Consider the following 12,604-nt stretch of genomic DNA (forward strand, 5'->3'; position numbering starts at 1 on the left):
GAATGAAAATCCTGGTGCTTGGGGCCGGCGTCGTCGGTACGGCGGCGGCCTTTTATCTGGCCAGCGACGGCCATGAGGTGACGGTGATCGAGCGCCATCCGGCGGCGGCACGCGGCACCAGCCGGTCGAATGCCGGCCTGGTGTCGCCCGGGGATGCCACCGCCTGGGCCTCGCCCGCCGCGCTGAAGACGTTCCTGCGCGGCCTCTACAACCACGATCTCGGCATCAAGGTGCGGCTGCGCTTCGATCCGTATTTTTTCGCCTGGAGCCTGCGCTTCCTGCGCCAGTGCACGCATAAGCGCATGCGCGCCAACACCGACGTCAAGCTGCGTCTGGCGCTCTATTCGCGCGACTGCATCAACGCCGTCTCCGCCGAAACCGGCATCCGCTATGACGAGCGCAAGAAAGGCATTCTGTATTTCTTCCGCTCGCAGCAGAGCTTTGATACCGGCACCGACAATTATCGTTATCTCGGCGAACACGGCCTGCCGATCGAGATCGTCGGCCGCGACCGGCTGGTCGAGCTCGAGCCCGGCCTTGCCGGCGCCAAGGACAAGATAGCCGGCGGCGTCTATTCGCCGATCGACCAGACCGGCGACTCCAGCCAATTCACGCAGAACCTCGCTGCCTATGCCGCCGAGAAACTCGGCGTCCAATTCCTCTACGGCACCACGGTCGAAGGCCTCGACATCGACGGCGACCGGGTGCGCGCCGTGATGACCTCGGCCGGCCCGGTGGCGGGTGACGCAGTGGTCATTTCCATGGGGCCGGAGAGCGGTCTGCTCGGCCGCCGCTACGGCATCGATCTGCCCGTCTATCCCGTGAAGGGCTATACCGTGACTGTTCCGCTGGAAGATGAAAGCAAGGGGCCGATCATGGGTGGCGCCGACGAGGACCGGCTGATCGGCTATTCCAGGCTGGGAAATCGGCTGCGGATGTCCTCGACGGCGGAGTTCACCGGGTTCGACCGCACGTTCAAGCCACGCGATTTCAACTCGATCCTGAACACCGGCAAGGACCTGTTCCCCGGCGCTTTCGACGAGAGCAAGGCCGAGGTCTGGGCTGGACTTCGCCCGATGATGCCGAACTCCGTGCCGGTCATCGGCCGGGCGCGGTACGACAATCTCTACCTCGACACCGGCCACGGTCATCTCGGCTGGACCATGGCCTGCGGCTCGGGAAAGTTCCTTGCCGACATAGTTGCCGGCCGCAAGCCGGAGATCGATCCGCAAGGATTGCTCTATGCGGGCTAGGCATCTCCGGACATCAGGGCGGCATGAGCTCGGCGGTCAGGCTCGTTCGTCGACCGCCGAACGCCAGGAGCGCACGTAACTTGTCCAGAATGGATCGGCCGACGGTTCGGTCCTTTCGCCTCTGCCTTGCGGTGTCCCCTGGTCCGATGCCAGCAAGGCGGCGCCGATGCTGGTACCAGTCGCAGCCTCGGAGGCAATGACGGCGCGCGCCGCCGCCGCAGCCAGCATGCGGGTGAACAGCCGGTTGCGGGCGAAGGGTCCTTCGACGATGGTTGGACCGTCCGCGCCGATCAGGTCGAGGCAGGTCGCGGTCATCAGCGCCAGGTAGAACGAGATGGTGACAAAGCGCTGGCCGACGCTCATACCGTCCGCGTTAAGCCATGATGCGGTATGATGCGGAAACGGGCCCGAACCCTGTTGGGTCGAGGGCAACAGGGACGTCTTGCGCGCCAGCACCGTGGCAACATCGTCTTCCGTCCAGTTCTCCGATTGGCCCTCGGTCAGCACGGAAAACTCGCGGCCACCCATGAAGCGCGCCGACGGCACGGGATCGCCGAGCGCGTTGACATTGACCAGCGTATCGCAGGCCGGGTCGAGCGCGATCTTGTTGCCGCCAACCGCCATCGACACCACCCAGGTGCCGGTCGAGACCACGGAGAAAGGCGGTCGGTCGGACAGGAGATGTGGCAGCAGCGAGGCGTTGGAATCGTGCAGGCCGCAAAACACCGGCGTTTGCGGGTCGAGCCCGGTCCGTGTCGCAAGCGCGGGCAGGATCGGGCCCAAGCGGTCCTTGGCCTGCCGCACCGGCGCCATTAGCCGGCGCCATTGCAGCCGGTCGACCAGCGACGAAAAATCCGCTTTCCACGGGTTCCACAGATCGGTGTGGCAGCCGAGCGAAGTCACCTCGCTGGCGGCGACGCCGGTCAGGCGCAAGGCCCAGTATTGCGGATACATCAGGATCGCGGCGGTTCTGGCGAAATCCGCCGGAAAGCGCTTCTGCTGCCAGAACAGCTGCGCGCCGAGATTGAGGCCGGCCGGCAGGCGCGGCGTGCCGGTCTCGGAGAACGCCGGACGGATCGTGTCATAGTCCCCGGCAAGGGCATCCGGACCGTCGAATTCGTAGTCGAGCACCGGCAGCGCCAGCTCGCCTGATGCGTCGACCAGCACGGACGTTGCGCCATGGGTGGTGATCGATATCGCATCGATGCGCTGCTCGCAGTCGATCTCGGCCAGGCTGCCAAGGATAAACGCCCATAACCGCTCGACGTCATGGTGCGGGTATGGGCCTTGCCGAACCGGCTCGTTCACCATCCTGCGCAGCGTGACTTCGCTTGCTGCGGCAAGATCGACCAGCGCCACCTTGGCGTTGGTCTTGCCGATATCGATGACGGCGACGTGGCGGGTCATTCCATATGGAACATTGTTTCCAGCGGCACCGCCACCGGCTCGTTGTTCGGCTTGGTCTCCATGATGTCCGCCATCTCGGCCCACCAACGCTGCATCACCGGATGCTTCGGCAATTCGTCCATGCCGTGGTCGTCACGGCGCCACAGCACGCCGAACAAGGTGTTGGTCTCTTCGTCGAGATGGATCGAGTAATCGGAGATACCGGCCTGCTTGAGCAGCGCGACCAGCGACGGCCAGATGTCGTCGTGGCGCTTCTTGTATTCGGCCTTCATGCCCGGATTGAGCTTCATCTTGAACGCGTATTTCTCCGGCATCAGGCAAAGCGCTCCCGCCGTACTCGCCGCCACAGGATCGGCAGCGCGATGACGATGATCAGCAGCAGGCCGATGAAGATCGACATAACAATCCCTGGCACATTGAGCAGGCCGAGGCCGAAGGTCACCAGCCCCATGATGAAGGCCGCGAGCACGACGCCCACTATGCTGCCGGCCCCGCCCAGGATGCTGACGCCACCAAGCACCACCATGGTGATGACTTCCAGCTCGTAGCCCTGCGCGATCGACGGCCGGGTCGAGCCGAGCCGCGATGTGATCAGCACCGAGGCGATGCCCGCCATCAGGCCGGTCAGGCAAAACAGGATGAATTTGATACGGCCGACGCGTACGCCGGAAAACTGCGCCGCGACCGGGTTGTTACCGATGGCAAAGACCCGGCGGCCGAAGCTCGTCCGGTGCAGAAGGAACCAGTAGACGACTGCCGCGACCAGGAAAAGCGTCAGTTCGAACGACACCACCCACCAGACATAGCCCTGGCCGAAGAAGGCGAAGCTCGCGGGATAGCCCTTGTAGGCCTGGTCGCCGAGGATGATGAAGGCAATGCCGCGAAACAGGCTCATCGTGCCGATGGTGACGACGATCGACGGCAAGCCGAGCCTGGTGACGAGCAGTCCGTTGAAGGCGCCGCAGCCGAGCCCGACGACGAGGCCGATTGCCACCAGTTCAGGCATGCCGGCGCCGGCCTGCACCGCCATGCCCATCATTGTTGAAGCCAGCGCGATGATGGCGGCCACCGACAGGTCGATTTCGCCGGAGATGATCAGCAGCGCCATGGCCAGCGCGATCAGCGCCTTTTCCGTGAAGTTGAAGGTCAGGTCCGACAACGACCACGCGTCGAGGAAGTAGGGCGAGGCAAAGCTGTTGACGGCAAAGATGGCAACCGCCACGACGACCAGCAGCGCCTCCCATGAGAAGATCGCCGACGTCAACGGCTTGTCGAGCCGGTCGGGAATGTGGCGTGGGGCAGGGGTGTCGGTCATGCCGCTTCCGCCTTTTTGAGAATGATGCGGCCTTGCCGGCGTTCGCCGCGCGCGTTGAGCACCACGGCCAGGATGATGGCGCTGCCTGAAATCGCCATCTGCCAGAAGGGTGAGATGTTGATCACCGGCAGCGCGTTGGAGATGATGCCGAGGAACAGCGCGCCGAGCACGGCGCCGCCGACCGAACCGATGCCGCCGGCAATCGAAATGCCGCCGATGACGCAGGCGGCGATGATGTTGAGCTCATAGCCGTTGGCGACCTCGACCGAGGCGATGACGTAGCGCGAAATCCACAGATAGCCGCAGAGGCCGCCGATCATCCCCGAGATGCAGAAGACGATGAATTTCGTCCGTCCGACATCGATGCCGGCATAGACCGATGCGGTCGGGTTGACGCCGATGGCATAGATCGAGCGGCCGAGCGCGGTGCGCGTCATCACGAGGAAGAACAGCGCAATAACCAGCAGGGCGATCCACGACAGTACCGGAATGCCGAGGAAAGCCGCGCGCTGCAGGCCGATGAACTCAGCGCTCATCTGGTCGGCGTTGACCCAGGCGCCGCCTGAAATGACGAACGTGGCGCCGCGGTAGATGGTGAGGGTGCCGAGCGTTACCACGATCGAGGGAATGTTCAGCCGCCATACCAGCAGGCCGTTGATGGCGCCGAGCACCAGGCCGACCAGCAGTGCGATGACGATCAGCAGCGGGATCGGGATCGCCGGATGCGCGGCGTTCAGCATTGCCACCACCATGCCGGTGAAGCAGAGATTTGAAGCCATCGACAGGTCGATCGAGCGGGTCAGGATGACGACCATCTGGCCGAGCGCCAGGATCATCAGGATCGACGTGTCGTTGAACACCTGGCGCAGGTTGGCCGGATCGGCAAAACCTGGAAACCGCGTGGAGATCAGCCCGATCAGCACGACGATTGCCGCCAGCAGCCAGACCTCGCGATGTTTGAGAAACGCCTTCATGCCGCGATCCCCGCTGCCGTCCTGACCAAGGTTTCGGCGTCGAGCCCTTTATTGTCGTAGACCGCGGCAATGCGGCCCTCGCGCATAACGACGACGCGGTCCGACATGCCGAGGATTTCCGGCAATTCGGACGACACCATGATCACCGACAGGCCTTGCGCGACGAGCTCGGCCATGAAGCCGTGCACGGCCGCCTTCGAGCCGATGTCGATGCCCTTGGTCGGCTCGTCCAGGATGATCACCTTGGGCGCGGTCGCCAGCCATTTGGCGATGACGATCTTCTGCTGGTTGCCGCCCGACAGCGTGCCGACGTCCTGGCTGAGCGAGGAGGCGCGCAGATCGAGCCGCTCGGTGTAGGAGCGGGCCAGCGCGAACTCTTCGGCCAGCCGCAATATGCCGGACTTGGATGTGCGTTTGAGCGAGGGCAGCGAGACATTCTGGAAGATCGGCAGGCCGATCACCACGCCTTGCTTGCCGCGCTCCTCCGGCACATAGACGATGCCGGCGTCGATCGAATCCGCCGCCGATTTCGGCGCGATTGCCTTACCCTCCAGCGTGATCGTGCCGCCGCTGGTGCGGGTGATGCCTGATATCGCCTGCATCACCTCGCTGCGCCCGGCGCCGACAAGGCCGTAGAAGCCGAGGATTTCGCCCCTGTGCAGCTCGAAGCCTATGTCGTCGAACTCGGTCGGGTGCGACAGGCCGGAGACGGCCAGCACCGGCGCGCCGATCTCGGCCTTGCGCTGCGGAAAGATGTGATCGACCGAGCGGCCGACCATCATGCGCACGATCTGGCTCTGGCCGGCGTCCTTGATCAGGCCTTCGCCGACCATCTCGCCGTCGCGGAACACGGTATAGCGGTCGGCGATGCGGTAGATCTCATCGAATTTGTGGCTGATGAACAGGATCGCCTTGCCGTCGCTCTTGAGGAATTCGATCAGCAGGAAAAGCTCTTCGATCTCCTTCATCGAAAGCGCTGCCGTCGGCTCGTCCATGATGACGATCCGCGCGTCGATGGACATGGCGCGGGCAACCGCGACTAGGTGCTTGTTGGCAATGCCGAGGTCCTTCAGCCTGGCGTCGGCGTCGATATGGCCGGCGCCCATCGTGTCGAGCACCTCGCGGGCATTCTTGCGCATGGTGCGCCAGTCGATGGTTTTGAAACGCGTGCGCGGCGCATGGCCGAGGAAGATGTTTTCGGCCACCGTCAGGTCGTCGAACAGCACGGTTTCCTGGTGGATGGCGGTGATGCCGTGCCCGAACGCGGCGTGGGCGCTGGGCAGTGTGACCGGCTGGCCGTCGATGCTGATCGTGCCAGCATCCGGCTGGTAGATGCCGGTCATGATCTTGACCAGCGTCGACTTGCCGGCGCCGTTTTCGCCGATCAGCGCGGTTACCTGGCCGGGATAGAGCGACAGGCCGACATTGTGCAGCGCCCGCACGCCGGGAAAGCTTTTCGAGATGCCGGACAGCGTCAGGCGCGGTCCGGATGACAAAGGCGCTTCATTTGCCACTTCGTGCTGGGCTGTCGTGTCCATGATCGTATCAAGCCCTGTAGCAAGGTTCGTTTGAACGCGCGGCGGAACCTGAGCCCCGCCGCACCGTTTCGAAGGTCCCAGGATCAATAGATCTTGGAGAACTTTTCGATGTTCGACTTGTCGAACTGGAAGGGCGGAGCCATCGCAGCCGAGTTGGTGTCGTCGAGCGTGACCTTGCCGACGCGGCCGATCGACAGCGTAGCACCGGGCTTGGCCTCTTCCTTCTTCACCGCCAGATCGTGGGCGAGGTAGACGGCGGAGTAGCCGAGGTCGATCGGGTTCCACAGCGCAACCGCCTGGCTGGCGCCATTGTCGATGAACTTTTTGAACTCCGACGGCAGCGCCAGGCCGGTGACGTTGACCTTGCCGATCAGGCCTTCATCGGTCACCACCTGCGCGGCGGCAACGACGCCGACGGTGGTCGGTGCGATGATCGCCTTGAGGTTCGGATAGGACTTCAGCAGGCCCTTGGCTTCGTCCGTGCTCTTGGCCGAGTCGTCGTCGCCATAGACGGTGGCGACGAGCTTGATCTTGGGGAACTTCTCCGGCAGCACCTTCTTGGCCGCGTCGATCCAGGCATTCTGGTTGGTCGCGGTCGAAGAAGCCGACAGGATGGCGACATCGCCGCCTTCCGGCAGGTAGTCGGCGGCCAGCTTGATGATGGTCTCGCCGATCAGGTTGGTATCGGAGGGGTTGAGGTGAAGCTGGCGTCCTTCCGGCGCGACGCCCGAATCCCACGAGATGACGGTAATGCCGCGCTGCATCGCCTTCTTCAGCACTGGCACCAGCGCGTCGGCGTCGTTCGCCGAAATGGCGATGGCATCGACCTTCTGGGCGATCAGCGAATTGACCACTTCGATCTGCGCTTCGGCGGTCGCCTTGGTCGGGCCGGTGTAGATGATGTCGACATCGCCGAGCTCCTTGGCCGCCTCTTCGGCGCCCTTGTTGGCGGCGTCGAAGAAGCCGTTGCCGAGCGACTTCACCACCAGCGCGATCTTGACGTTTTCGGCGTAGGCGGCATTCACGAACATGGCGGCGGAGAACGCCGCCGTAACCATCAGTTTCTTCAGAAAGCTCATCGAATATCCTCCCTTGAGCGTTGCATTCCATCGCCGCTGCGGGCGCGAGTGGTTCTCAGGCCTGCAGCGAAGATTCTTCCTTGTTGGTTGCCGTTGTGCGGGCGATGATCAGCGTCACGCCGGCGGTCTCCAGCATCTTGGCTTCGCGATCCTCGATGGCGTCGTCGGTGATCACCGTGGCGATGCGCGACAGGCCGCACAGGATCAGGCTCGAGCGTTTGCGGAACTTCGAGGAATCGACCAGCACCACCAATTCGTCTGCCTGGTCGATCAGTTTCTGCTCGGCCTGGATCAGCAGCGGGTCGCCTTCCATAAGACCGAGCGGCCCCAGCCCTTGCGCGCCCATGAACATGCGGCGCGCGTAGAAATTGCGCGTCACGTCATTGTCGAACGGCGACAGGATGATGTTCTGCTCGCGGTAGATGGTGCCGCCCGACAGCATCACCGTGTTCTTGGAGTGCCTGAGCAAGTGCTCCGCGATCGGGAAGGAATTGGTGAAGATCGGCATGCGGCGGCCGGTCAGGAAATGCACCATCTGGAAGGTGGTGGTGCCGCCATTGATGATGATCGGCTCGCCGTCCTTGCACAGTTCGACGGCTTCCCGCGCGATTGCCCGCTTCTGCGAAGCGTTGATGGTCTCGTTGACGGAAAAGGGCCGGCCGGCAAGGCCGATGAACTGCGGCGGCGAAAGCGCCTCGGCGCCGCCGCGTACCCGGCGCAGCCGTTTTTGCACATGCAATGCCGCGATGTCGCGCCGGATCGTCGCCTCCGACGACTCCGTCAGGTCGACCATCTCCTGCACCGTCACCACAGGCTTTTCCTGGACGGCGGACAGAATGATCCTGTGGCGCTCTTTCTCGTGCATGGTTCCTCCCTGCCGGAGCATCTAGTCACCCAAAGCGCGCAGTGTCAATCATTTCCGATCAGATAATTTCATTGTGCAATGCAATATGACTGATATTGATCGTTTGTGATTGACAAGGCCGCTGCTTGCGTAGAAATTCGTACAAAAGGGACCCGCGCCGTTTGCGTGTCCCAAAGGGAGGATACCTATGCTCGACAAGCGCTCCGGCACGCGCCTCGCCAATCTTTGGGATGACGCAAAAGCGCAAGCAATGAGCGAGCCCGAACGTCTGGTCTATCGCTCGAATGTTCTTGGCTCCGACAAGCGCGTCACCAATTATGGCGGCGGCAACACCTCCTCCAAGATCTGGCAAAACGATCCGCTCACCGGCGAGAGCGTGGAAGTGCTGTGGGTCAAGGGCTCGGGCGGCGACAGCGCCTCGATCAAGCTCGACGGCTTCGCCACGCTCTACATGGACAAATTGCGGGCGCTGAAAGGTCTCTATCGCGGCCTCGAACATGAAGACGAGATGGTCGGCTATCTGCCCCATTGCACCTTCAACCTCAACCCGCGTGCGGCTTCCATCGACACGCCGCTGCATGCCTTCGTGCCGAAGCCTTTTGTCGACCATATGCATCCCGATGCCATCATCGCCATTGCCGCCGCCAAGGATTCGCAGGCGCTGACCAAGGAGATCTTCGGCGACACGATCGGCTGGCTGCCATGGAAACGTCCGGGCTTCGAGCTCGGCCTGTGGCTGGAGAAATTCTGCCGCGAAAACCCCGAAGCCAAGGGTGTCGTACTGGCCAGTCATGGCCTGTTCAGCTGGGGCGACACACCGAAGGAATGCTACGAGACGACGATCTCGGTGATCAACCAGGCGATCGACTGGTTCGAGCGCAAGAGCCAGGGCAAGCCGATTTTCGGCGGCGAAGTCGTCAAATCCCTCGATGCGCCTGCGCGTCGCGCCGCGGCCGCAAAACTGATGCCGAGGATCCGTGGCCTGATCTCGGAGAACAGCCACAAGCTCGGCCATTTCGACGATTCCCCTGCCGTGCTCGAATTCGTCAATTCCAGGGATTTGCGGCCGCTGGCGGCACTCGGCACGTCCTGCCCGGACCACTTCCTGCGAACCAAGATCCGGCCGCTGGTCATCGAGTTCGACCCCCAAAATCCCGACGTCGATGCCGTCATTGCCCGTCTTGCCGATGATGTGGCGGAGTATCGCGTCGGCTACCGGGCCTATTATGACCGCTGCAAGCACGCGGATTCGCCGCCGGTGCGCGATCCGAACGCCGTCGTCTATCTGATGCCCGGCGTTGGCATGTTCACCTTCGCCGGCGACAAGGCGACGGCGCGCATATCGGGCGAGTTCTACGTCAACGCGATCAACGTCATGCGCGGTGCCTCGACGGTCTCGACCTATGTCGGCCTGCCCGACCAGGAAGCCTTCGACATCGAATACTGGCTGCTCGAAGAGGCAAAGCTGCAGCGCCTGCCGAAACCAAAGGCTCTTGCCGGCCAGATTGCGCTGGTCACCGGCGGCGCCGGCGGCATTGGCCGGGCCACCGCCAACCGGCTGCTGCGCGAGGGCGCGTGCGTCGTGCTGGCCGATATCGACGAAGCAGCCCTTGCCGGCGCCAATGACGAGCTTGCCAAGGCCTATGGCAAGGATTTGGTGCGGCCCGTAGTCATCAACGTCACGTCCGAGGATCAGGTGATCTCCGGCTTTGCCGAAACGGCGGTCGAATTCGGCGGCATCGATATTCTGGTCTCCAATGCCGGCCTGGCCTCCTCGGCGCCGATCGAGGACACCACGCTGACGCTGTGGAACAAGAACATGGACATCCTGTCGACCGGCTATTTCCTGGTTTCGCGGGAGGCGTTCCGGCTGTTTCGGGCGCAGAAGATCGGCGGCAACGTCGTCTTCGTCGCCTCCAAGAATGGGCTTGCCGCATCGCCAAACGCCGCCGCCTATTGCACTGCCAAGGCCGCCGAAATCCATCTGGCACGCTGCCTGGCGCTGGAAGGCGCGGAAGCGCAGATCAGGGTCAATGTCGTCAACCCCGACGCCGTACTGCGCGGCTCGAAGATCTGGAGCGGCGAATGGAAGGAACAGCGCGCCGCCGCCTACAAGATGTCGACCGACGATCTCGAGGAGCACTACCGCTCGCGTTCGATGCTGAAGCGGTCGGTGTTCCCCGAAGACATCGCCGAGGCGATCTATTTCTTCGCCTCCGATATGTCGGCCAAATCGACCGGTAACATCATCAACGTCGACGCCGGCAACGCACAGAGCTTTACGCGATAAGCAGTCGTTTGAGGGTTGGCGCCGACGCCGGAGCTTTACCCTTCTCCCCGTTACCATACGGGGAGAAGGTGCCGGCAGGCGGATGAGGGGCAGCGCCAACCGAACGCATTTGGGAGGAAACTTTAGTGTCCGAAACCATCATCTCCGCCGATGTTGTCGAGAAAGATAATGCCGCGCGCAACGCCAATCTCAAGCGCGACTACGAGTCCCTCGGCGAGCGCCTCGACCGCCGCGGCATCGCCATCGACGCCATCCGCGACAAGGTCGAGAAATTCGCCGTCGCCATCCCGTCCTGGGGCGTCGGCACCGGCGGCACCCGCTTTGCCCGCTTTCCCGGCGCCGGAGAGCCGCGTGACATTTTCGACAAGATCGAGGACTGCGCCGTCATCCGGCAATTGACGCAGGCGACGCCGACCGTCTCGCTGCATATTCCCTGGGACAAGGCCGATCCGAACCGGCTGAAGCAGGCGGCATCCCGCTTCGGCCTCGGCTTCGACGCCATCAACTCCAACACCTTCTCCGACGCCAGGGACCAAAAACTTTCCTATAAATTCGGCTCGCTGTCGCATGCCGATGCAGCGACACGCCGGCAGGCGGTCGAGCACAACCTCGAATGCATCGAGATCGGCAGGACGCTGGGCTCCAAAGCGCTGACGGTATGGATCGGTGACGGCTCGAACTTTCCCGGCCAGGTCAATTTCGCCAAGGCATTCGAGCGCTATCTCGACGCGATGAAGGAGATCTATGCCGGACTGCCGGACGGCTGGAAACTGTTCACCGAGCACAAGATGTACGAGCCGGCCTTCTATTCGACCGTCGTGCAGGATTGGGGCACCAACTACATCATCGCCAACGAGCTTGGCGACAAGGCATTCTGTCTGGTCGACCTTGGCCATCACGCCCCCAACGTCAACATCGAGATGATCGTGTCGCGACTGATCCAGTTCAAGAAACTTGGCGGCTTCCATTTCAACGATTCGAAATATGGCGACGACGATCTCGACGCCGGCTCGATCGATCCCTACCGGCTGTTCCTCGTCTTCAATGAACTGGTCGATGCCGAGCTTGCCGGTGCCGAAGGTTTCGATCCGGCCCACATGCTCGACCAGAGCCATAACGTCACCGATCCGATAGAAAGCCTGATGTTGTCGGCGGTCGAGGTGCAGCGCGCCTATGCCCAGGCGCTGCTGGTCGACCGCAAGGCGCTCGAAGGCTTCCAGGACGCCAATGACGCGCTGATGGCGACGCAGACGCTGAAGACAGCCTATCGCACCGACGTCGAGCCTATCCTTGCCATGGCGCGGCTGAAGACCGGCGGCGCCATCGATCCGGTCGCCGCCTACCGCGCCGCGGGCTACCGGGCGAAGGTCGCAGCCGAACGGCCGGCGGTGGCGAGCGTCGGCGGTGGGATTGTTTGATATTGGCTGAAAAACGAAAACCCCCCTAAGGCGGGTCGTCGGTGCGAATCAATTGCGATTGTTGCGTTTATAAGCCCAGGCTTGGGCGGATCGCATTCCAGTCTTCCCAAGCATTCTCAAGCCTGATGTCATCATAGCCGCGCTTCTCCGCCACCTGCGCGGCGACGTCGTATGGCATCGCCATGCATGCGGCGCTGTCCCTGATCGCCACGACTTCGTCCTCAGTCAAAGGCGAGCCCTTTTGCTGTTCGCGATTGAGCAGAACCGCCACAAGCGATGGGATCGCTACCAAAACCAACTGCTCGTCGGTCACGTCAAATTCTCTGTCGGCTTGTACTTCACCAGCTTCTTGAGCCGCTCGCCCAAGGGCTTCTCGTCGTCGCGTTCAGGCCCGCGGGCTACGTCCTTGAAGTTGTGGATCTGGGATTGCTTCGGATCAGCCATGCTTGCGCCTGTACCATGCTC

Annotated in this window: 12 protein-coding genes; 3 read left to right on the top strand and 9 right to left on the bottom strand. The window is 62.8% G+C overall.

Features of this window, described 5'->3' with window-relative positions; translation table 11 throughout:
- Positions 1-2: 2 nt before the first annotated feature.
- Positions 3-1,253 carry a D-amino acid dehydrogenase gene (locus tag NKJ81_RS18635; protein ID WP_352541320.1) on the top strand — a complete coding sequence of 417 codons (1,251 nt, stop codon included), beginning with the start codon at positions 3-5 and terminating at the stop codon, positions 1,251-1,253.
- Positions 1,254-1,289: 36 nt separating this feature from the next.
- On the opposite strand, the gene NKJ81_RS18640 is transcribed toward NKJ81_RS18635, so the two are convergent.
- From NKJ81_RS18640 to NKJ81_RS18670, 7 genes are all read right to left on the bottom strand, one after another.
- Positions 1,290-2,660 carry an FGGY-family carbohydrate kinase gene (locus NKJ81_RS18640; protein ID WP_352541321.1) on the bottom strand — a complete coding sequence of 457 codons (1,371 nt, stop codon included), beginning with the start codon at positions 2,658-2,660 and terminating at the stop codon, positions 1,290-1,292.
- The gene (gene rhaM, locus NKJ81_RS18645) at positions 2,657-2,974 is read right to left on the bottom strand and encodes an L-rhamnose mutarotase (RefSeq protein WP_352470130.1); all 318 of its coding nucleotides are present in this window, start codon (positions 2,972-2,974) and stop codon (positions 2,657-2,659) included. Before rhaM ends, NKJ81_RS18640 begins: the two co-directional genes overlap by 4 nt.
- On the bottom strand, positions 2,974-3,975 hold the full coding sequence (locus NKJ81_RS18650) for an ABC transporter permease (RefSeq protein WP_352541322.1): 1,002 nt from the start codon (positions 3,973-3,975) through the stop codon (positions 2,974-2,976). Before NKJ81_RS18650 ends, rhaM begins: the two co-directional genes overlap by 1 nt.
- Positions 3,972-4,949 carry an ABC transporter permease gene (locus NKJ81_RS18655; protein ID WP_352488249.1) on the bottom strand — a complete coding sequence of 326 codons (978 nt, stop codon included), beginning with the start codon at positions 4,947-4,949 and terminating at the stop codon, positions 3,972-3,974. The genes NKJ81_RS18650 and NKJ81_RS18655 overlap by 4 nt, the downstream gene beginning before the upstream one ends.
- The gene (locus NKJ81_RS18660) at positions 4,946-6,487 is read right to left on the bottom strand and encodes a sugar ABC transporter ATP-binding protein (RefSeq protein WP_352541323.1); all 1,542 of its coding nucleotides are present in this window, start codon (positions 6,485-6,487) and stop codon (positions 4,946-4,948) included. The genes NKJ81_RS18655 and NKJ81_RS18660 overlap by 4 nt, the downstream gene beginning before the upstream one ends.
- A gap of 83 nt (positions 6,488-6,570) precedes the next feature.
- On the bottom strand, positions 6,571-7,566 hold the full coding sequence (gene rhaS, locus NKJ81_RS18665) for a rhamnose ABC transporter substrate-binding protein (RefSeq protein ID WP_352541324.1): 996 nt from the start codon (positions 7,564-7,566) through the stop codon (positions 6,571-6,573).
- A gap of 55 nt (positions 7,567-7,621) precedes the next feature.
- Complete coding sequence (locus NKJ81_RS18670) at positions 7,622-8,431, bottom strand: DeoR/GlpR family DNA-binding transcription regulator (RefSeq protein ID WP_352488252.1); 810 nt, start codon at positions 8,429-8,431, stop codon at positions 7,622-7,624.
- A gap of 187 nt (positions 8,432-8,618) precedes the next feature.
- On the opposite strand from NKJ81_RS18670, the gene NKJ81_RS18675 reads away from it, so the two are divergent.
- Positions 8,619-10,721 carry a bifunctional rhamnulose-1-phosphate aldolase/short-chain dehydrogenase gene (locus NKJ81_RS18675; protein ID WP_352541325.1) on the top strand — a complete coding sequence of 701 codons (2,103 nt, stop codon included), beginning with the start codon at positions 8,619-8,621 and terminating at the stop codon, positions 10,719-10,721.
- Between the two features lie 125 nt (positions 10,722-10,846).
- Positions 10,847-12,139 (top strand): L-rhamnose catabolism isomerase, encoded by a 1,293-nt coding sequence (gene rhaI, locus NKJ81_RS18680; RefSeq protein ID WP_352470137.1) that lies wholly within the window; start codon positions 10,847-10,849, stop codon positions 12,137-12,139.
- A 67-nt stretch (positions 12,140-12,206) separates the two neighbouring features.
- Here the strand turns inward: rhaI and NKJ81_RS18685 are convergent, their stop codons facing one another.
- On the bottom strand, positions 12,207-12,452 hold the full coding sequence (locus NKJ81_RS18685) for a hypothetical protein (RefSeq protein WP_352470138.1): 246 nt from the start codon (positions 12,450-12,452) through the stop codon (positions 12,207-12,209).
- Positions 12,449-12,583, bottom strand: coding sequence for a hypothetical protein (locus NKJ81_RS18690; protein ID WP_352470139.1), 135 nt, complete (start codon positions 12,581-12,583; stop codon positions 12,449-12,451). Before NKJ81_RS18690 ends, NKJ81_RS18685 begins: the two co-directional genes overlap by 4 nt.
- Between the last annotated feature and the right edge of the window lie 21 nt (positions 12,584-12,604).

The organism is Mesorhizobium sp. M0018 (assembly GCF_040323955.1).
Taxonomy (GTDB): Bacteria; Pseudomonadota; Alphaproteobacteria; order Rhizobiales; family Rhizobiaceae; genus Mesorhizobium.